At 57.5% G+C, this 20,470-nt stretch carries 20 protein-coding genes and 1 pseudogene; 9 read left to right on the forward strand and 12 right to left on the reverse strand.

Features of this window, described 5'->3' with window-relative positions; genetic code table 11:
• Positions 1 to 95: 95 nt before the first annotated feature.
• From QCM77_RS35690 to QCM77_RS35705, 4 genes and pseudogenes are all read left to right on the forward strand, one after another.
• A complete protein-coding gene (locus QCM77_RS35690; protein ID WP_511337223.1) occupies positions 96 to 455 on the forward strand; it encodes a hypothetical protein in 360 nt (119 codons plus the stop codon).
• A gap of 337 nt (positions 456 to 792) precedes the next feature.
• Positions 793 to 960 (forward strand): annotated as a pseudogene (gene nifT, locus QCM77_RS35695) (putative nitrogen fixation protein NifT); the annotation flags it as partial.
• A 162-nt stretch (positions 961 to 1,122) separates the two neighbouring features.
• The gene (locus tag QCM77_RS35700; RefSeq protein ID WP_280096082.1) at positions 1,123 to 1,350 is read left to right on the forward strand and encodes a hypothetical protein; all 228 of its coding nucleotides are present in this window, start codon (positions 1,123 to 1,125) and stop codon (positions 1,348 to 1,350) included.
• A gap of 720 nt (positions 1,351 to 2,070) precedes the next feature.
• Entirely contained in the window at positions 2,071 to 2,394 is a 324-nt protein-coding gene (locus QCM77_RS35705) for a hypothetical protein (protein ID WP_280096083.1), read from the forward strand.
• Between the two features lie 2,094 nt (positions 2,395 to 4,488).
• Here QCM77_RS35705 and QCM77_RS35710 read toward each other — a convergent pair.
• Positions 4,489 to 4,782: a hypothetical protein gene (locus tag QCM77_RS35710; RefSeq protein WP_280096085.1), complete on the reverse strand. Its 294-nt coding sequence runs from the start codon at positions 4,780 to 4,782 to the stop codon at positions 4,489 to 4,491.
• Between the two features lie 111 nt (positions 4,783 to 4,893).
• Between QCM77_RS35710 and QCM77_RS35715 the strand changes: the two genes are divergently transcribed.
• The 3 genes from QCM77_RS35715 to QCM77_RS35725 all read left to right on the forward strand — a co-directional run bounded on the left by QCM77_RS35715 (position 4,894) and on the right by QCM77_RS35725 (position 7,705).
• A complete protein-coding gene (locus tag QCM77_RS35715; protein ID WP_280096086.1) occupies positions 4,894 to 5,625 on the forward strand; it encodes a response regulator in 732 nt (243 codons plus the stop codon).
• A gap of 76 nt (positions 5,626 to 5,701) precedes the next feature.
• Entirely contained in the window at positions 5,702 to 7,063 is a 1,362-nt protein-coding gene (locus QCM77_RS35720; protein ID WP_280096087.1) for a type II and III secretion system protein family protein, read from the forward strand.
• A gap of 9 nt (positions 7,064 to 7,072) precedes the next feature.
• The gene (locus tag QCM77_RS35725) at positions 7,073 to 7,705 is read left to right on the forward strand and encodes a CpaD family pilus assembly lipoprotein (RefSeq protein WP_280096088.1); all 633 of its coding nucleotides are present in this window, start codon (positions 7,073 to 7,075) and stop codon (positions 7,703 to 7,705) included.
• A gap of 158 nt (positions 7,706 to 7,863) precedes the next feature.
• Here QCM77_RS35725 and QCM77_RS35730 read toward each other — a convergent pair whose 3' ends face one another.
• From QCM77_RS35730 to QCM77_RS35780, 11 genes are all read right to left on the reverse strand, one after another.
• Positions 7,864 to 8,901 carry an EscU/YscU/HrcU family type III secretion system export apparatus switch protein gene (locus tag QCM77_RS35730; protein WP_280096115.1) on the reverse strand — a complete coding sequence of 346 codons (1,038 nt, stop codon included), beginning with the start codon at positions 8,899 to 8,901 and terminating at the stop codon, positions 7,864 to 7,866.
• Positions 8,898 to 9,713 carry a type III secretion system export apparatus subunit SctT gene (gene sctT, locus QCM77_RS35735; RefSeq protein ID WP_280096089.1) on the reverse strand — a complete coding sequence of 272 codons (816 nt, stop codon included), beginning with the start codon at positions 9,711 to 9,713 and terminating at the stop codon, positions 8,898 to 8,900. The genes QCM77_RS35730 and sctT overlap by 4 nt, the downstream gene beginning before the upstream one ends.
• A gap of 159 nt (positions 9,714 to 9,872) precedes the next feature.
• Positions 9,873 to 10,148 (reverse strand): EscS/YscS/HrcS family type III secretion system export apparatus protein, encoded by a 276-nt coding sequence (locus QCM77_RS35740; RefSeq protein WP_280096090.1) that lies wholly within the window; start codon positions 10,146 to 10,148, stop codon positions 9,873 to 9,875.
• A 1-nt stretch (position 10,149) separates the two neighbouring features.
• On the reverse strand, positions 10,150 to 10,815 hold the full coding sequence (sctR, locus tag QCM77_RS35745) for a type III secretion system export apparatus subunit SctR (RefSeq protein ID WP_280096091.1): 666 nt from the start codon (positions 10,813 to 10,815) through the stop codon (positions 10,150 to 10,152).
• A complete protein-coding gene (sctQ, locus tag QCM77_RS35750; RefSeq protein ID WP_280096092.1) occupies positions 10,808 to 11,815 on the reverse strand; it encodes a type III secretion system cytoplasmic ring protein SctQ in 1,008 nt (335 codons plus the stop codon). Before sctQ ends, sctR begins: the two co-directional genes overlap by 8 nt.
• Before the next feature lie 104 nt (positions 11,816 to 11,919).
• Complete coding sequence (locus tag QCM77_RS35755) at positions 11,920 to 12,456, reverse strand: hypothetical protein (RefSeq protein ID WP_280096093.1); 537 nt, start codon at positions 12,454 to 12,456, stop codon at positions 11,920 to 11,922.
• Entirely contained in the window at positions 12,432 to 13,787 is a 1,356-nt protein-coding gene (gene sctN / locus QCM77_RS35760; RefSeq protein WP_280096094.1) for a type III secretion system ATPase SctN, read from the reverse strand. The genes QCM77_RS35755 and sctN overlap by 25 nt, the downstream gene beginning before the upstream one ends.
• Positions 13,784 to 14,407, reverse strand: a complete 624-nt coding sequence (gene sctL / locus QCM77_RS35765) for a type III secretion system stator protein SctL (protein ID WP_280096095.1) — start codon at positions 14,405 to 14,407, stop codon at positions 13,784 to 13,786. The genes sctN and sctL overlap by 4 nt, the downstream gene beginning before the upstream one ends.
• A complete protein-coding gene (locus tag QCM77_RS35770; RefSeq protein WP_280096096.1) occupies positions 14,404 to 15,024 on the reverse strand; it encodes a nodulation protein NolU in 621 nt (206 codons plus the stop codon). The genes sctL and QCM77_RS35770 overlap by 4 nt, the downstream gene beginning before the upstream one ends.
• A gap of 39 nt (positions 15,025 to 15,063) precedes the next feature.
• On the reverse strand, positions 15,064 to 15,915 hold the full coding sequence (gene sctJ, locus QCM77_RS35775; protein WP_280096097.1) for a type III secretion system inner membrane ring lipoprotein SctJ: 852 nt from the start codon (positions 15,913 to 15,915) through the stop codon (positions 15,064 to 15,066).
• Between the two features lie 9 nt (positions 15,916 to 15,924).
• On the reverse strand, positions 15,925 to 16,437 hold the full coding sequence (locus QCM77_RS35780) for a nodulation protein NolB (RefSeq protein ID WP_280096098.1): 513 nt from the start codon (positions 16,435 to 16,437) through the stop codon (positions 15,925 to 15,927).
• A gap of 232 nt (positions 16,438 to 16,669) precedes the next feature.
• Between QCM77_RS35780 and QCM77_RS35785 the strand changes: the two genes are divergently transcribed.
• The gene (locus QCM77_RS35785; RefSeq protein WP_280096099.1) at positions 16,670 to 17,302 is read left to right on the forward strand and encodes an EscC/YscC/HrcC family type III secretion system outer membrane ring protein; all 633 of its coding nucleotides are present in this window, start codon (positions 16,670 to 16,672) and stop codon (positions 17,300 to 17,302) included.
• Positions 17,303 to 17,846: 544 nt separating this feature from the next.
• Entirely contained in the window at positions 17,847 to 19,619 is a 1,773-nt protein-coding gene (locus tag QCM77_RS35790) for an HrpF/NolX family T3SS translocon protein (RefSeq protein WP_280096116.1), read from the forward strand.
• The last annotated feature ends 851 nt before the right edge of the window (positions 19,620 to 20,470 follow it).

The raw sequence follows: 20,470 nt of genomic DNA on the forward strand, positions 1-20,470 counted from the left end.
AAGGGCAACAATATTGCTAGTCTCGTTCATGGCGTATCGCTCTCCTTGAGAGGTTCTGGCAGGCTCGACACCCGCCTCGATACGCCGCCTATCTCATTCCGTCATCACCCACTTTCCCGCATAGCTCGAAGGCCCGTCTAGAGCAGATGGGTTTTGTTCACGTGGGTGACAATCAATATGTGCTTGACCCTACGCAGCACTCCGACAAGTGGACGCTGAACGAGGAGGGAAAATGGCAGCGGGCGGACAAGCCTCGGCTATATCTCTCTAAAGCTGAGAGTAGCGATGACGATAACGAAGGAAGCGTCGAGGAAAATTCGGGCGAAGAATACATCGAAACGGATTCGTCTCCGGATGAGTTTGGTTGGTACTTCGACCGGCTCAATTTAGCCTCGGGACCGACTAGCAGGAGTCGCACCAGGTGCGGCTTGGCCCGAAAGTGGCCAACTTCTTAGCCGCATGCACCGGGGCGAAAGTAGCACCGCAACGGGAGCGCCCGCCACGCGCGGGCGTGCTCCTGATGTCACACGCGAGCGGATATAGATTCGGAATTGGCACAGGCTCGAGTCAGCTTGCAGCCCCGGCTCAATGGAAGCATCGCGTGTGCTGCGCGATGAATGTGCCGGCGACGAGCCTGTGGAGCGCGGTCCGCTTTCCGACTGCGTGTGAAACCAGGATTGGAGATCGATCAGCTCTTGCGCGCGCTGTTCGGCATCGTGGCGCGCTGGTCGCTCGCAGTCCTGCGGGAAATGTCCTTCCGACCAGAGTTGATCTTATGAAAGTGAAGATTGCCGCTCGCCCGACGCTGGCCTGTCGACTTACGTGCCGAAGAAGGATCTCGAACAGTCGGTGGTTGGATCGGGGCACGACACGCTGTGGGGCGGGTGGATAAGAATAGCCAATGGCTGGGTGTTCGATCTGCTTGAGATGGCGGGTGACACGCCGTTGTCGATCACGTAATGCCAGGAATGTGGTGAGGACGGGGATAACCGATGAAGACGACCCCGCTCAATGCGAGCGAGCGGAGACGATCCTCATTGGCCTCGGCCTTAGGTAGCGTGCCCGCAGCACTATTCCCTATCTCGGCCCTTGCCTCACCGAGTTGTCCAAAGCGATGTGCCGATGACGCCGGAGGCATTGGCTACCTTCTTCGCCAGCAACGTCGCGCTGCCCCGCCGGACCAAGGGCAATGTCTGCGCGTCGGCGCAGTACATCGAGACCAACAAACATCGCTCAGCCTCGACAGCACTGATGGCGCAGGCTTTTGCCCCACCGGTCGAGCTGACAGCGCTGTATCATTATCTCGCGGAGCTGTTTCTGTTAAATGCGACCGTCTGGAATGATGATTAGGGCAATTCCACCACCCGTCGTGTCAACATCACCGAACCCAATCGAGCCGCTCTATTGCAGAGCCAATGGCACAGGATCTCATTCCCGGAGTCCAGAAGATAGACAGGAAATCCGCCGAGGAGCCTTGGAATTCCTCCGCGTCAGTTTGCAGAAACAGGATGGCCCGCCAAACGACATCTTTCTTCAAAGCAGCCCGACCGCAACAAGCGCGGTGTCGAGTCACAAGGGAGCGATAAAGGTAAAGAGCCCCTCAACGAGGGTGGCCTTCGAGCCATCGCATTCGAATCGGGAACGCGGGCGCGGGTACAGCTGTGTCCCGAAACCTGTCAGCTTACTGACAGCTAGGCTCCCTAACATGAGAACGTGGTCTCTTGACGGCGGTTGCCGCCGATGGGGCAACTGGTGACAAGCCCAGGGAAAGCTCTGGCGGATTTGAGCCCACGTTTCTGAAACCAATAGGAGGTGGATTTCAATCGGATCGACGGTGCTGGGTCTCCAGGGTCCCCAAGTGCCTACGAGTGGACTCAAGAAGATCATGACCTATTTAGTCGAGTGATCAATGAAGCCGGGCCGTCCTCGTCTGCCGAGCCAGATACGACGGTATATGATGTCTCATGGGCCGTTCCCGAAAGGTTTGCGCACGGCTCCCAAGTCGCCCCGCTCCGAATGATCGAGCAACTGACCCACCACGGTCTCCTGCCCGACTCGGAGCAGCCGACGATGAGCTACGTGATCCGGGGGCACCTCTATACGGCCGCATGGGATCCGTCTGAGGGCGTACACCTCATTCATAACCCACCGGAAGCTCAAATGCCGCGACTCGGGTCGACGGGGGCGCCAGATTTCGGAGCGTTCTTCGTTGAGACCCGGCACGATGGTGTGCCCCACCCGGAGCAATGGGCCCCGCTGGCGCTTATTGAAAAGCTGCGGGAACATGGGCTCATGCCTACCGAAGACCACCCAACAATCATTTCGCTCGACAGCAAGCTTTATAATGCCGAGCTAAAAGAAGGAGGGTTCGTTAGGCTTACGCGCCAGACCTGAAATCTATGCGGTGGTTGAGTCGAGTTGGCTGGGCTGGAGTTCCTCCGGCCCAGCCGGCTTCTATTACGTAGACAATTCACCGTTCGCCAGGGGGTTGTCCGCATCGCCAGCGGGCGCGCATTTTATCGAACCCGCTGGCAACTGGTGAGCATGAACGCTGTGGCACTTGAGTGGCTACTTAAGCGGGTGGCGGTCCGGCGGATTTCCTGAATGCAGTACCGGCCAATAGCGATGCAGCGGTAGCGCTCGCGATCGCGCTCCTGCCATATGGCGCTACTCGCAGGGAGATGGCGCTAAGCATCAAGCATCGGCAGCATAGAGAATTAAGCAATCGAGCAGAGAATTCCCACCGGCCCGCTCGCCGAAGAGAGCGGCAGATGAAGAACTCGCACGCGATGCCGGAGAGATCGGCGCGGGCGCGGAGTGCGATGGGTTGGCGGAGTTCTTCTGGATCGGCTGGGAGGGAGCAGTGATGTGGGCCCGCCTCGTCAAGAACGGCTTCCGCTCGATACTTTCATCGTCGGCTTTATCGCCGGCCTGCCGCGTCCGGACGGGCCGAAGGGCAGGCCCAGAAGAAAATCGTGAAAAGGAGTTCGAGTTGTTTAAGGCCGTGTTGATCGAAGGACGAGCGGGGATATCGGCCGATGTTGCCGAAATTACCGGAAACCGACCTCCCCGGCGAAGCCATGCATGAGACGCCACAGTTCAAGGTGCTATTATCAACCCGCGCATCAGAGCTTGATGACAAAGCTCACTATGTCGCCTCTTGCCCCCCGATCAGCTCTATCGCGATCGCTCGAATTCTATTTCGCATGCTTGGAACACATCAGAGCACCGTCAGCCCGACCTACATTTGTTGCTTCTGATGTGCGAGGTTCGCAAATGTCTTTGAAGCAGTCGGCTCATGTTTATGGATCGCTTCGTTCGTGACCCTCAGCATGCGCGATGCGCCGCTCCATAATCTATTCGGCAGTTGGATGCGGTCCATAAAAAAATGGATTTGTTGATTTTACCCTGAAGGCCGATAGTGCAATCGCTGTTGGAAGGAGCATCCAGGAAAATCATGCGCAAAGCGTTCGTCAGTCCGTCGCAGGCCAACTCAAGGACCAGTTGGCGGCAGCAAGACGTGGATACCCAACGGGCTATAGTGTGGCTGTTAACTCCGACGTCTGAGCCGAATCGATCTATCGCACTGTCGAGCACGTAATGGCTTGCCCAAAACGCAAAGAAAGATGTTGCCTGATTGCTCGTGCGCGGGGCGTAGTTTTGGAGCACGAGCTGACTAGGTCGACCACCGTGTGCCAGTCGATGGACTCGCCCGGGTTGGCTCGTCGCAGTTCGGTGCCCCGCAAGGGAGTTGGTATTCGATCAATCACTGTCAAAGCCACTTGAATCGCACCTAACGTCAGAGTGTAGGCTTTGCGACAAGTCGCGGCATCGGTCGCCTCAACACTTGCTGACAGTTAGGCAATAATAGCGAATGTCTGAAGGCTATAACATCGCGCCGCTCGACTGCGTGACGCTTTGCGAGCATCCCTCCTGCCGAGGGCCTGTCGGAAAGATCTCTTGTGCAACAGGGCGTACGATTCGCCGCTGCCCAGTTGCAACCGGAAACTCCGGGCGGACCGAGAGCAAGGCGGACTGTCTCCGTCCGCCCCCTGCCGCGCCTAGCGCAACTTCGATACCATGCCGTTTGCGCCGAGAGATGAATTGCACGCGCCGCAACCGCTCAAACCAGATGGATGACGACGCCAACATGCGGCCGAATCGATTACTGATTCACTTCCTATTGTTTCCACGGCCACATTTCTGGACAACAGCCTGACTGCTGCATCGGGGACGTCAGACATGACTGAATAAAGCGACTGCTGGAACTCGCTAGTTTATCTCATCGGGTCGGGAGGGAGGCTTCCTCCCGTCCGAGCCAGATCGGTCGTTCGTCACCAGTATCTATTGGCTCATTGGCCTTCAGAGGCCCAATCTACCTTCAGGCAACTTGCATTGGGGTCACTTGGCGGTGCATCAGATCGAGAGCACAGCAAGACCGACGCAAACCAATCGATTTTGGGAGCTTCAAATGCCGAATCCTCGTGTCTATTCAGGCAGAAATCCCGCCATTGTCTCGTGCGCTTTTGCTTCAGGCTCGGAGAGCGGCAGTATCGATAATGTCCTCAGCGGGTCAATGACCGCGGTAACTGCGGGCATACGGATGCGCCAGCGTTCTGCTATGGCCCTCGATGTCCAGAATCGATTCAGGCGCTCTTCCAGCCGGAAGGGCATCTTGAGCGTCGCCGACAATGTGTGCGACCCCGGGCGAGACGCCGCAGTCGCCAACAGGCTGAACAAGCTCGGGTGACACTCGTCGGTGGCGACCATGATCTCCGCCATTGGTCCGGGCTTCGGACGGTCAGACGAAAGGCGAGCTCTTGAGATCGGCCAGACCTCATTTACGGCCGTAATGCGCTCGGCTTTTGGGACAGATGTGCGAAGGGCGATAGAATGCGAATTCTCGTGGTTGATCGTGATGCGGATTTTGCGCGCGCTGTAAAGGAAGCGCTGTTGGTTTGCGGTTTTGCCGTGGATGTCGTCCGCATTCTTGACGAGGCGGAGACTGCCCTTGCTTGCGCCAGCTATCAAATTGTCTTGCTCGAACTGGTTTTGCCCGATGGAGATGGCTTGGACTGGCTGAAGCAGTTGAGACGCGAGGGATGTTCGATTCCCGCCATAATAGTGAGCAAGTTGAACGATCTGGGCAGGCGAATCGCGATCTTCAACGGCGGCGCGGACGATTTCCTGCCCAAGCCAGTATCTATCGATGAACTCGTCGCTCGTATGCGAGCCATTTTGCGACGATCGCCGCAAATGACAGCGCCCGTCCTTACGTTCGGAAATCTACATTTCGATTCTATCGGCCGGCAAGCTTCAATTGATGATCGGCAACTAAGGATCGCCCGGCGCGAACTGTGCATTCTTGAACATCTGCTCAGCCGCGCTGGCCGCACCGTACCACGAGCGTCACTGGAGGAGGGCCTCTATGCGTTCGACGACGAGGTCTCGACCAACGCCCTCGAAGTTGGGATTTACCGCTTACGCACACATTTGAGCCGGTCCGGCGCGACGCTACGGATCACGACTGTGCGCGGCGTCGGTTATGCACTTGAACTGGCGCAGGTCCCCGCTGCGCAATCGATTGAACCTGAAAGCGAAGGCTCCCTTGAAGTTCGCTCCTAACACTCATCATGGCAGCCGCGGAGGGCCGAGCGCCGTCACATCTGCCGCGCTTCCCTGCATTTTTTGTGCGCTATGCATGGTCGCTCTACTAGCTCCTTTTGCCGCCACAGCTCAGGTAAAGCGGGTTGGTACTGTGGGGACGCCACGCGCGACTGCTGATAGCCTTCAGGGAACTCTGAATCTTTCCTCCTCGCAGGGCAAAACAATTCATCTCCCAGCGCCAGCTGCGAGCATCTTTGTTGCCGACCCGACGATCGCGGACTATCAGGCGCCGTCAAACACGACCATCTTCGTGTTTGGAAAACACTCGGGGCGGACCAGCTTGTTCGCTTTGAACGATAATGGCGAGGCGCTAGCCGAGCTTCGCGTTGTCGTCACCCAACCTATAGAGGATCTGCGTGCCGCGCTGAAGGCGCAGCTCGGGGACTATCCGATCCAAGTTAGCTATACGCCGCGCGGCGCGATTCTTAGCGGAACAGCACCAAATCCCGATCTCGTCGACAGCGCCAAGAAGATCACGGAGCAGTTTCTCGGTGCGGATGCGCTGGTCGTCAACAAGATCCAGGTTGCCGGTTCACTTCAGGTCAATCTTAGTGTGCGAGTCGCCGAGGTTTCGCGCACCGCCATGAAGGAGCTTGGCATTAACCTCTCTGCCTCGGGTCAAACCGGCCCTTTCGTTTTCGGCTTTAAAAGTGGCAAAGCTGGTGGTGCCAGCGCCACCCGTGGAGCCGGCTCGGCAAGCGTCGGATACGGCATTGGCGGTGCGAACGTCAGTGCTGTTCTAGACGTACTCGCTAACGAGAACCTCGCGTATGTACTGGCTGAACCAAACCTTACCGCCATGTCCGGCGAATCAGCAAGTTTCCTGGCAGGCGGCGAATTTCCGATTCCGGTCATGCAGGACAATCGGCAGGTCTCAGTCCAATTCCGTCAATTTGGGATTAGCCTAGAGTTCGTCCCGACGGTTCTCAGCAACAACCAGATCAATCTTCACGTGAAGCCTGAGGTCAGCGAGCTGTCGAAAGTAGGCGAAGTCAGCGTCAATGGAACGTCTATACCCGGTCTTTCCACGCGGCGTGCCACTACGGTCGTCGAGCTTGCCAGCGGTCAAAGCTTTGCAATCGGAGGGCTTATCCGGCGCAATTTCAGCACCGACATTGGCCGTTTTCCTTGGTTGAGCGATGTGCCGATCCTGGGTGCGCTGTTTCGTTCTTCCTCATTTCAGAAGGACGAGACGGAGCTGGTAATTATTGTCACGCCCTACATCGTGCGACCAGGATCGACTCCTGGCAAGATGAGCGCGCCCACTGACCGCATCGGACCACCCTCGGATGCCGGGCGCACTTTAACAAACACGTTGGCAAGTTCGCCGCGAGGCCGTGATGCTCCCAAGGCACAACCAGGCGCTAATGGCGGCGCCAACTTTATCATCGAATGAGGATAGCGTATGAGCTTGCGACATCTGTATTGCTTGATCGCTATTTCGGCGAGCGTAGGTGGATGCACAAACGGTTCTGCGATCTATTCTGGGCGCGCTGAACGAACGATCCGGATAGAGCAGAAGACAAGCGTCTTGCTGCTACAGGGCGTTCGTCGCGTCGAGAGATCTCGTCTGCGGGACTTCATTGCGAGCGCCAGTCGCGGTCGGTGGGATGCAGTCCATCTCGATGTCACGGGCTCACCCAGGCTGATTGCGCAGGTGGCCCATGATGCCCGCGCGATGGGTGTTACCCCTTGGAATATCCGCCTCTCCGATTCCGTCATCAGTCTGCCTGCCCATTTCGGGGTAAGGATCGAGGCGACTATCTACGAAGCACATCCTGCCATCTGTCCACCGCTTTCGATCGTTGGCCCTTCGGTAGACGACAATTCTTTCAATCCAACGCTTGGCTGCTCCATCCAGAACAACCTGGGAGTCATGGTCAACGATCCCGGCGACTTGCTGGGCAATGAAGCTGTCGTGCCAACCAGTGGCGATCGTGCGGTACTTCCCTCTCCGGCCCGCAGGACTATCACGCCGACTGACCACGGAAACTTGGAACATGGAACTCAGAACAGAGTTCTATCGGAAGGTTCATGAGCGGCTCATCAATCCTAAGCAGCATACGGCGCTATGTTGGCTGATATTCTGGTCAGTCGGTCAGCGATAAGCAGACGACCCTACAAACAATGTTCGCTTTCCTTCGTGATCGCGCCGTTTGCAGATCCGGTAGTGCAGTTTGGGGCGTGCGCGCGAAGCTAGACCAGGCCTACGGCAAAGAGCGCTTTTGCAACCCTCTCGAAGCAGTCGATCGGAACGGCCTTCCCCAACGCTGCCTTTCGGATCAGCTGACGCGTCAACATATCGTCCTGGACAATGCTGAGATGCAGCGCCCGCGCCTGACCAAGCAAACGTGAAGCAAGTTCGCCCTCACCGCGACAGACCAAGACCGGAACACCAGTCTCACCACGAACATAGCGCAGCCCAATCAACATTGCGGGGCCGGTCAGGATCAATGTGGCCCGATGAGTACCGAGCGGCGACTCGTTCGCCGACTCGCGCCGGTGCCGACGGTGTTCATTCTTGATGTGAGGATTGCCCTCCTGTTCCTTGGACTCGCGCTTCGCTTCGCTCTGCGTCATGCGCATATCGCGCAAGAACAGCCAGCGCTGAAGTAGTAGATCAATCAAACCGCCGATCAGAAAAGCGCCGGCCGCAATCTCGATCAGAACTTTGAGCTGGTTAAAGACAAACCCGAAGCAAGCCAAACCGCAGACGGGCAAGTACACAAGCGCTTTCCAACTTGCGACCACAACAAGAAGAAGGGTTCCACCGAGAAGCAATACTTTGATGAGTGACTTGCCGAGCTCCACAAGTGATCGCTGAGAGACAATCTTTTTCAGCCCTTTGACGGGATCCAACTTCTCAAGGCCTGGTTGCAACGGCTCCATAGAAAATGTCGGCCCGCCGCTAGCCAGGACACTGGCCAAGATAGCCGCAATCACCACCACTCCGATGATTGGGGCAACTGCCGCAATAGAAATTTCGATCAATCCGACCAGCGCCTGCCGGACCGCACTATTGAAGGGCTGCGCCTGCAGCTTATTGACTAGCCGTACCGATTCTAGCCAGCCGTTTTCAATCTGGCCCGCTCTAACGTATAGGCAGCCGAAACCTGCGCAAACGCTGACGCCGGTGACAAAGTCGGCGCTGCGCGGACTCTGTCCTTTCTTACGCGCGTCCCGTAGCTTCTTGGGGGTTGGTGGAAGCTTCTTCTCCTCGCTCGCGCCGTTCATTTCAAGAACTTCGCGAGCCACTCCAGCACGCCGTTGAACTGGATGATCTCCGCGCCCATGTATTCAATGAGATAGACGGTGTAACTGATCATGATGATGCCAAAAGCGACATTCTTGATGGTCGGGGAGTGATCGTTTAGCTTGATTTGTGGCGCAAAGCGCCCGAGCAACATGAGGGATACCTCGATCAGGAGCAGTAGGGCCGTGACAGGCCCAGAAACCAGCAGGGTGGTATGCATGATATGGTCGAGGAGCGCTACAAATTCCGTTGCCCCTTGCAGCGTCAGGGTAGGAAGTAGCTGATATATGGGCCAGATAAGATAACTGTCATAGAGGCATCTGACCATCGTCTGCAGACCTCCAGACACAACGAAAATCGTAACCGCAGCGGTCCCGAGAAAAAGACCTGTCGCCGAGACTTGGCTGTGGGTCGCAGGATCGTCCACCTGGCTCGAAACACCTCGCTGGGTGTCTATGATCTCACCAACCGCCTGGATGCTCCATAGTGGTATACCGAGCAAGATGCCAATCAGCAGGCCGATGAATATCTCCTTGAGACCGATGAACGCGACGACGATCATACGGGTGCCTGGATCTAGCGTCTGCAGACCATCCTTGATATGCGCCAAGCATGGCAGTCCGATCACGAGCGCCAAGCTACCGCGGATCATCCCGCTAGTGTGCAGTCGCGTAAATACGGGAAGCACTAACGTGATGCCTAGAGTGCGGGCTGCACCTAGGCCGGCCGCAACAACGAAGTCCATAGCAGTCTTGATCAGTGTTTGCGTCTCGGTGGGTGACAAACCATGCATTTGAGATCTGCTAGTCGCTTGCTTCGGCCAACGGAACAGGCCCCGCTCGCCCTGCCCTGATGTTAGAAGTCGAGAATGCCGCAAATAATCGGCTGGGTTCGCCCCCATCGACGGCAGATGGCGGTACTGTCGCAGAGACTTTGCCCTGCCTTCCACTCGCTAATACTTCGCTGTAAGAGTGGGGAACTCGGCGAAAATATGCTGGGCTTGTTCAACAAGCGGGGCGCTCAGCACCGGAGAAAATAGAACTAGCACGGCGACGACGACGGCGAGCTTCACGGTGAGCGGTAAGGTTTGATCCTGGACCTGCGTTGCCGCCTGGATGATGCCAACGCCCAGTCCGGCCACGAGGGCTGAGAGGAGCGGTGGCAGAACCCAGATCATGAATAGGACAAGCGATCGGCTGAGGTGAGTGAGTATGTTGGCTTCGTCCACCTTAACCTCCTGGCGTTGCGTAACTTAAGACTAATCCGTGCATGAGCAGCGACCAGCCATCGATCGTGACGAATAGAAAGAGCTTGAAAGGAACAGATATTAGTGTTGGTGAGACCATGGACATGCCCATGGCCATCAAGATCGTCGTTACAATCAGATCGATCGTGATGAATGGAAGATACAGAAGGAAGCCGATTTCAAACGCACGCTTTAACTCCGAGATCATAAACGAGGGTACAAGAATCGCAAAATCATTAGCCGTAACGTTGCCCCGCATCTCCTCAGACCAGACACGTTCTGTCGACGACAGGAAGAATGTACGCTGCTCCTCGTTTGTGAATTTCTTCAGATGAGCGCGTAGTGGTTCGCTGCCTTCCTTGGCGGCGGTCACCCAGTCATCGAGCGTTTCGTAGCGAAGTTGCCGCTCGGTAACGCGGTTGTAGGTCTGTTCAAACACTGGGGCGCTAATGAATACGGTGAGGATCAATGCAGCGCCATACAGAACGATGTTCGGGGGTATGGATTGGGTGCCGAGCGCGTTGCGAACCAGGAAGAGAACGACGGAAACCTTTATGAACGCCGTTGTTGTGACGACTGCCAAAGCCAGAAGGCCGAGGCCCACCGTGACCGCAAGAAGCGCAACGATACTTGGTGGAAAGTCAATCATTGACCGCCAGCCTGCCACGCAACCTGATGGCCAGTTCTTCACCGACCCGAACGACGTCGCCGCAGCCGATCAATTGGCCATTGGCAAGAATGTCGACCGGGCTGTCAAAGCGGCGACCAAGTTCGAACACATGCCCTTCGTTGATGCTTCTCAACGTGCCCAACGGGATAGACCAGCGGCCGCATTCGAACACAAGCGTGATCTCAACGCTGTCGATGTCGGCTTCTGAGGGAGGGATCAGTTGCTGCGCTTGGCGTTTTGTCATCATATGTGCACGCTTTAGAGGGTGGGGTTGTAGGCGGAACGGCCCCCGCAGGACCAGTGTGTCACCGGTGACCTGTGCCGGAGCCCATAACCTGTCCGCGGTGAGGATGACCTCGCCGCCGGCAAGGGGAATGACGTCCGGCAACAGTGCGTCGCCCGCCTGTGCTTGACGAATCAGTGCGATGGACACGCGCAGCGAGCCAATCTCCGTTGCAATAACGACAGGCAATTCCGGAGAAAGCACGCGCGTCTCGCGCGGCAATTGGCGGACCAGTTCGCCTAAGATTCGGAACGCGGACGGAACCGGACCGTCCAGGGACGGGAATAGGAATAGGCGAGCCTTGCCCGCGAGCGGCCCGTGGGCGATCTCGAGTTCCAGATAAGGGCCGTGCGCGCTTGCTTCGTCGATGCGGGCAAGTTGCAAATCCCGCGCTAGCAGCGCTTCCAGTGGACAGAGCAAGGATTCGAGCGCAAGTTCGAGAAGGAGCGAACGGGCAGGCTCGGAAGGTAAAGTGAGGCCAGGCTGCACCGTCGAAATCAGTGTCTCCACAAGCGGGCGGGGCAAGGACAATACAGCCGTTTCACCTCCGACGCGAAATACGCAGTCAAGCATGGCCAGGGCAGACGGCTCCGCCTGCCACACAAGCCGGTTCACACGGATGGATAGCGGCTTTTCGCCAAGGCGGATCCGCAGAACGATGCGCGGCGCGGCGATCTCATTGAGCCACAAGACCACACCGTGGGACAGGAGTAGAGAGGGCTCGAACTCTGCGAGTCCACCCGGAGTATCTAGCGAAGTGATTTCTACACGACCACATTGTCGTGCCAGAGAGCCAGCCATCAAATTGAACCGCCTACCGCTTGGCTATGCGAAGCACCCTGATACGGGAGCAACTGATCATCGTCCGTCTCGATTTCGGCTGCGAACTCCAGACGAGAATCGGTCGTGCGCTGAACATCGCGCTCGATCTGTCGCCATTTGTGGCTCGCCGCCGCACGCTTGGCCCAGAGAGCCCGGGCCTCAACAACCGCCGTCTGTGCTTGCTCTTGAGCGATGCGCGCCTGCTCAAGCGCCTCCCGCCTCGATGCGATCTCGGCTGTGAGCCGTCCAATGACCAGATGGCAGCGACGGTCGAGTTCCGTGCCGGACATCGCACTGAGAGATGCCATTTCCTGGTAGAGTTGATCTTCGACGCTTGCGCGGTGTTTCTCGACGGTTGCAAGATCGCTGGAAGCTCGCTCCACCGCTTCAAACGCAATGCGGCGCTTGGCTTCGATATTGGACAGATCACGAAGCACGCTTCGCTCTCTTATGTCCTTTACGAGCCGTAATTTCGACGCTTCGACCGGTTTCAGGCCGTCAGACGCGACATCCATGTCACGGTCTCCTCAAAATTGGAAGGCTCGTCCTGGCCCTGGCACACGAATTTCCGCAACTGCTCGATTGAGGCGATTGCCCGGTCAGTTAGCGGATCGCTACCCGGCTTGTATTCACCGACTTTGATCAAGAACTCCGCCTCATTGTAGCGCGAGAGCAGTTCACGGAAGAAGGATGCCGCCTTTCGATGTGACCCAGAGACGACCGCATCCATAACGCGACTTCGGCTCGACAGCACGTCGATGGCGGGAAAATGTTCACGCGACGCGAGCGCGCGTGAAAGAATGATATGACCATCGAGAATACCGCGCGATTCTTCGGCGATTGGATCGCCCGTGCCATCACCTTCGACAAGCACGGTATAGAACGCCGTGATCGAGCCGTGCTCGCCCATACCGGCACGCTCCAATAGACCAGGCAGAAGCGCAAACACGGAGGGAGGAAATCCGCGCCGCGTCGGAGGTTCTCCTGCGGCAAGGCCTATTTCGCGCATTGCGCGGCTAAAGCGCGTTAATGAATCCATGATCAGTACGACGCGCAGCCCTTGATCACGAAAGTACTCCGCGAGTGCAGTCGCCATATGAGCGCATTGCACCCGCTCCATTGCCGAGCGGTCGGAGGTCTCAACGACCACAATCGTACGATCGAGAGCCGCTCCGATATGACGCTCGATGAATTCACGTACCTCACGTCCACGCTCTCCCACAAGCGCAACGACGGTCACGTCGGCGGCCGCGCCCCTTACAATTTGTGACATCAAGGTCGACTTGCCGCAACCGGCATCTCCATAGATTCCGATCCGCTGGCCTTCGCCGCACGTCAGCAGTCCATCCAGCACGCGAACGCCGAGCGGAAACGGCCGCTCGATGCCACGCCGCCTCATTGGATTGGGCGCCCTGCCGCGGAGCGGGCGAGTGTGGGCCGCCTTTATTGGCCCCTTGCCGTCGAGCGGACGGCCGGCACTGTCAATCACGCGGCCAAGCAAATCGGGTCCAACTGAAACTTCACGCATTCGCCCGGTCGAAACCACTTCCGCGCGGTTAGACAGGCCTATCGTTTCGCCGATGGGCGTCAGCAACACCCCGTTCGGCAGCAGACCGATGACCTCGGCCTCAAGTGACCATCCAGTGCCATGATCCTGCAGCACACAAAGTTCCCCAACACGTGCCCCTGGCAATACGGCATGAAGCAATGTGCCGACCGCCCGTGTGATCCGTCCGCGCACCGCGCGCGTATCGATCTGCTTTGCTGTAGATTTCACAGATGACAACTCGGCGCGCACAGCCGCTTCGACCAGCCCATCGTCATAGGATCGTCGTAGCGTGGTCACGGCTCGCGTTCCTGAGAAGACGGGGCAAGGCCAACACGTAAGATACGCAGCTGCGCGGCAAGCCCTAGATCGACATTGCCAAACTCGCTCCACAAAACGCACTGATCCGGCGTCAGAGCCGGGTCCGGGTCAATTGTAAGTTTCGGCCGACCATTCCTTCCGTCGAACGCTGCGAACTCGCGGATCAGTGCATCGGCTTTCACAGGCGACACATGAAGTCGCACTTCCGCACTGCCATATGTTCGATCGATCGCATGACGAACCGTCCTCACCAAGATCTCGCCGGGATCGAAGGAGCCCAGGACGTCGTCCAAGATATCGAGGACGAGCTGCGGCAACTCATGTTCCAGAACAGCTTTTCGGCGTGCCAGCTCGCAAGTAGCCCGGGAAACCAGCTGCGCCATTTCGTCCGAACCTGTCTTCAGACCCTCGGAGTGGCCGCGCGCCTGCTCGCGCTCATAGGCTTTTCTTGCCCAGCTGCGAACCTGGAGCAGATACCGCTCCGCTAGCGCCCGGGTCTTTAGCGCATCGGACCAGATCCCAAGTTCCGCGGCTGGTATAAGTGGGCCGACCGGACGAATCTGCGGGTCTGCTGGCAATGCTTGATCGTTGTCGGTCATGCCGTTGGTGCCTCCGTGGCCAGATGGGTCATCACCAAAGACAGCAATTGGCCTGCCGCCCTGTGGTGTTCGGTGGCTGGAGCTTCCGCGGCCGTCCCCACAGGTAAGCGGAGAAGAACGCGCTTACGGTCAAGCTCTGAAGCTTCATCGAGCCAAGCACCAAGACAGGCATATCCGTCGTGTTCTATTCCTTGCGAAAGTCGTTCCGGATCGAGAATCGATGTAGTTGCGACTGCGCTGGACAAGTTTCGTATACCGAAAGCATGTGCTTCCGCGCCGACATTTCCGATCAGAGTTTCCAGATCACGCCTTGACACCAGCTTCAGCAATGAACGGGCATGCCAAACACTGCCAGCGAGCAGGGCGGCGCGATGCGGATCATGGCCGAGCAGAACGTCCCTGCCCCAGTTACTTCCGTTCCAGGCCCCTTCATTGCCTACCGCCAATTCGGCCAGTCTCTCCTGAAGCCTGACACTCCTCTGCAACCGCAGCACCGTGGGCATTGACAGCAGCGCATCAAGACGGGCGGCAAAACGGCTCGGATGCATCACCGCAGCAAGTTCGCGCAGGCGATCGGAATGCAGATGAGGTGAATGATTTGGCTCGTTGGATGGCATCGATACCCATACTGCATTCCGTCTATTTTGCATCAGAGCTCAATTCTTTGCCGACGGCTTGGGCCGCGGGTACATGGTCGAAGATCCGCCGAGATTTCCAACTTTCCGCGATGATCGACCGAACTGGCGCATCCGTGTGCTCAGCAACATGTAAGATAGAACACCCAGCGCGGCACCCGCACCTCCGACCCCGATCGCAAACAAGGGGGGCGACATGAACTTGGCCGGTTGAGCCGAAGCAGCTGCTGACGCTGACGACAGCTCATGCTGAGCCCGCTCAACCGGCACGAACACGACCGCTACCTTGTCATATGATAGCCCTTCGATGCTGTTGGCGACGAGCATCTTGATCTGCGGTAGCAAGGCTGAGAGCCTCACATTGGAGCCATGTCGGATGAAAACCGACGCCGAGGACGGGGTTGCATCCTGTCGCAAAAGGTCATTCTTCGGCAGAACAACATGGACCCGGGCGGAGAGTACCCCATCGATATCGTTGATCGTGCGCGACAACTCTTCACTTAGAGCGTAAACGTACCGGGCGCGCTCTTCAACCGGAGAGGCAACAAGACCAGATCCCTTGAACACCTCCCCGAGGTTCTTGAAAGTCTGGCGCGGCAAGCCCTCGCCATTCAGCAGGTCGATCGAGAAGGCTAGCTGCTTTTCTTCCACCTGAATCACGCTGGTCCCATCCTTGGCGACAATGCGGACGGCATCGACACCCCTTCTGAGGAGAAGCGCAAGCATTTCGTTGGCTTCACGCTCTTGCACCTTGGTATAGACATCTACCTTGCAACCGGCCAGGGAGAGCAAAATCGGCAACGCCATAAGAATGCGAAACCGCCTTCCCGCGCTCGCGCGGCGACCGATCTTTCTATGCGGGAAACCGCTCATCAACGTCTGTTAGCCTGCCGAGAGCAGCTTGTTCAGAGACGAGCTGGCAGCGCCAGTGCACTTGGAGATGAGCGAAACCAGGGTGACGCTATTGTAAACATCCCGCAGATTCGCCAATGTCGATTCGAAATGGTCTGCACCTTCCAGGTTTTCGACCGGGTGCACCTCGAATTCGTGCGAGCGCAAGATGGGCTGCGCTGCCGGTCCAAGCTGGAAGCTATTCGCAGGAGTCGGCTCGCCGCCGACCGCCGAAGGAACCGAAGGAAATGCTATGCCTCGATGCATTGCAGCAAGATTTCGAAGGATGCGATCGCCAAGGGGGCTTACCTGCGGGGCTTCACGCTGAACCTCCGACACTGGCGGAGCCAACGCGCTATCGATCATCGAAGAGGCGGCATCTCGATTTGAACCCACCTGCGCGAGACTCTCGTGAAACTGAGCCCGCGTCGATGAACAAGCCTCGGATAGACATTCGAGCGGACTGGCGGAGATCGGCGTAACGCCAAGCATCATGGACGACATCGTTGCTCTCACGTCATGAGATTAGCCGTTCGACACCGTGAACGGCCCAGCACCCCTAGCGAAGCGAGCTGACCAGAAGCTGACGAGTATCAGGAGCACCGTCATCTAAAGATCACGCCTGGCCTCGCATTTGGGACGAATTCTCGGCCTCCACCTTTGTGACCAATTTCGGTGCTTGTTCGCTAGCGGAAGACTACTAGGAGCGCTCATCAGAGCCAGGAGGCTGCACATCTTGAATAACCTCTTATATGTCGGAGCTTTTATTCTCCTGGGGCTCGTTAGAGCGCTCGGCGCTCCCCTGCCGCTGCCATCGACGCCTTATAGCTACACGGTTCTGGACCAGGACCTTGCTGCCGCGCTGCAGGAGTTTGGCAACAATTTAAATATCCGAATCAATGTGAGCACCGAGGTGAAGGGGCGGATTCGCGGGCGAATGCCGGATCTCGCGCCGCGAGAATTCCTCGAGCGCTTAAGCAAGCTCTACAATCTTCAATGGTACTACGACGGACTGGTGCTTTATGTGTCTGATGCGCACGAGGCGCAAAGCCGCTTGCTCGTCCTGACTCCAATCACCTTCGAAGCATTCAAGGCCGCACTCGATGCTCTCAACATCTCCGATGAGCGCTATTTTGTGAGACCTGCAGCAGGAGATGGCCCAGTCTTCGTTTCTGGTCCGCCTCGGTTTATCGCGCTTGTGGACCAAACGCTCAAAAGCCTGCTGGCGGAGGCACAGGCGCAGCGAAACCCTACGATTGTCGAAAAGCCGCCGCAGCAATCAGTTTTGATGTTGTTTCGGGGGTCGTCGAGCATGGTCATTCGTGATGGACGACTGGAGAGCCCTCTTTTGCCCGAGGCATCGCATTAACACAGCGCGGTTCATGGTCCAGCCCGGAGATGAGTTGATGCAGCGAGTGGCTTACAGCAACGCAACGCGGAGTCTGTGTGTGCTCTATCGGTTTTCGAGAGACAGTGCTACCAGCTTGAATGCGACTGGCTGGACCGGAATGCCGCGGAGCGTCGCGATCGACGTACAGGTCAGGCCACGGACGCACGAAGCCGAGGCGGACCCGAGTAGTTAATTGGAACGCGGTCGAACGCAAGAAGCTAGCGCCAAACATGTCTTGAGAATGCACTAGAGCTTTCGGAAGGGCGTCTTTCATGACTCATCCCGAGTTCTTGCGGACCGTCAGCTTCTCGACAGCTAATCCCTTGTAGCATAGGAGCGTGAAATCTAGCCGGCGATGCGCCGATAGATTTGTTGCGGAACTGAGCGCTGGGACGCACTGAGCAACCGGACGCACCTGACAGGAGCCGTTGAGCTCCGCGTAGCATTGCTTCTTGCTCGTTGTGTCACGCGCTCGGCTGCGCCACATGATCAACTTGTGGCGCAATCTCACACCAAAGGATGTATATCAGTGAACAACCTATTGCTAAATGCCAATCCAACCGCGGCTTTGTCCGGGCTTGCTCCGGGGCTCTCGTCGCTGCCGGAGCATTCAAGCTTCGAGGCGGTGCTGGCCAGCTACTCCTTGAAGGACGCGATAGGCGATCATTCGGAGCCGCCAGATTCCGACAAGCAACTGACGGAGGAGCTCGTGCAGGAGGCACTGCATATCCTGCCTCCGACTCTCACCGATGCATTGGACGCACCTGCGCAGACCACGGAGTCGTCCTCTGGTGCGAGCGCCAGTGTTGCAACGGCGCCTGTACCCAGCTCAAGGATCACATGGAACGGCGGCACCTTGACCAACGCCGAGTTGCAGATTGTGTCGGTGCTGAACCGTCACAAAGACAAATGCCCGCTCGATTGGGAGTCCCTTTCAGATTTGGCCAACGATCCCTCCACGCCGCCGGATCTGAAGACGGCGATCGGGGCATTGCAGCAGGATCCTGAGCTCTTCTATGCAATAGGCTCGCAAGGCGACGGCCACTGCGGCGGGAAGATCAAGGCAGGTGATCTCTCGGGCTTTTCCTACCATCACGCACAGGTTGCCACATTCCAAGAGCAGCAGGCGCACAGCTACCAGCAAAACTACATTCCATCCGACGGCACCGGAGACGGCCAGCCGTCAATTATGACCGAGAGTGATGCATTGCGCGAGCTCTATCGGTATTCCGACAGTCTGCCGAAGAACCTCAGCCTCGCCGATTTTAAGCAGATTGTCGATGGCGAGGCAAAAGCCGGAAAAAGCCCGCCGCAGGTTCTAGCGGCCGCGAGATACTTTCTCAGCTACCCTGATGAATGGAAACAGTTGTACGGTGGCTCGATAGATAAGGTCCACAAAGAGGACTTCCTGCAGGTTGCGTCATCATCGATGAATCTCGCGCAAACCGAGCTGGATACGCTGGACACGATCAATACGAATCAGGGCGCTTTTTTCGGGAAGGGCGACCTGACTCAGGACAAGCTAGCGAGCATGGCCGATGACAACAGTCTAACCCCCGACATGCGAAATGCTGCCTCCCAGCTGCTCTCGGATCCGCTGTTGTTCGGGTTGATGAATAATTCGATCACAGGCTACAAGGCCCACCATCAGTTCTTCGACTTCGGCGGAGGCCATACGGTCGATTCCGGCAATATCAGCAATAACGACTTCACTCACTTCTTCGACAACATGTCGACTGCGAACCGCACCGCGCATCAATTGAAGACGCATGTCGCCCAAACGGCCGGCGAGCAGTCCGCTGCCGCGGACATGATGATGGGCGCCGCTGATCAGCCCGAGATCAAGTCTCCCAAGAAAAATGGCGGCGCTTTCATGCATGTTGTTGACGACGTGCTCAAGGTCGTCCCGAAGGCGCTCGACTGGGCTGCAACCGGAGTTGGTTTACTCGGCTTTATTCCAGGCCTGGGCGAATTGGCCGATCTCGCGTCAATGGTGCTCGAGAGCGAGGCGCAAGCAGCAACTCTTCTTCATACTGCCATTACCGGTGGCAACATCAAGCTAGCGTTGGAAGAAGCGGGCATCAGTCTTGCGTCGCAGGCGGTGGGCTGCCTCGGCGGCCCCGAGGTCAAGCTAGCCATGCGCGAAGGCTTAATGAAGCAGGCAATTCAAGAAGCCGCGACGGCTGGCATCAATCTGCCGGTTTCGATCGCACAGTCCCACGCGGAAAATTACTTGAACCAGCTGAAGGAACGGATTGAGTCCGAGCGCATGCAAGCTGAGGGCGCCAACAGCTAGTTGGAACGACGCGCCGCCTCAGACCGTGCTGTAAGCTATGCGCACTTGTGGGCCCTCCGATTGGCCGGCCACCACCTACCGATCAGTAGGTCCCGCAAGCTTTGCCTGCACGTTCGAACCCGCCGCCCGCACGCAGACACTTTGTCGTGTCGAACTTCGGCCCACGATGTGGGCAGAAGGTCCGATACACGATCAGCCTCAGTTTCATTTCGCGGCTGCGAAAGTTGCATAGGCCGGCATCTGGCTCCAATCGGACAGGCGAAGTTATCGACGCTTTATCTCCCACGAGAAAGCCGGATCGACATCGACGAGAATGGCAGGCTTACAAATGTGAGCCGAGGGCACATTAGGCCGCTAGTGCAGAGCTGGGAGGCGCCGAGCGCCGCCGCGCGAGGCGTAGGCGTCCGCCCGCGCCGCGAAGTGGGATTGACCGCATCGCCCTAAGGCGTAGCAGGGCTGAGGGATCGCTGTTCGCGGCCGGCTCGTCTGAGCACTGAATACCTTAGGATCGTATCTGATGGGATCGAGGCATCACCGCCGCCCGAGGAGAAGTAATCGCCAAAGAAGTGACGTGTCGCAGGCGAGCTATTCCATCGCCTCGGTCTCAGCACGTTGGCATCTTCGGTCCCGGTGCTGCGAGTCCGCTCGTTGAAGCTCTACCTTATGAAGAACAGAGCGCGGGATCGATCGCTACCCGGAAAGCATGGTTTTCCTTCACAAGTCATCTGGCCCCGAGTGTCCGCCAGGGCACTGCTCAGATACGATTGTTGATACGGAGCACCCAAGGAGACGAATTCCCATCGACTTATTGCATCCTCCAAGTCTCGTCAGGTTATCGAAAGCTACTGCTG

It is taken from the genome of Bradyrhizobium nivariense (genome assembly GCF_029846695.2).
Taxonomy (GTDB): domain Bacteria; phylum Pseudomonadota; class Alphaproteobacteria; order Rhizobiales; family Xanthobacteraceae; genus Bradyrhizobium.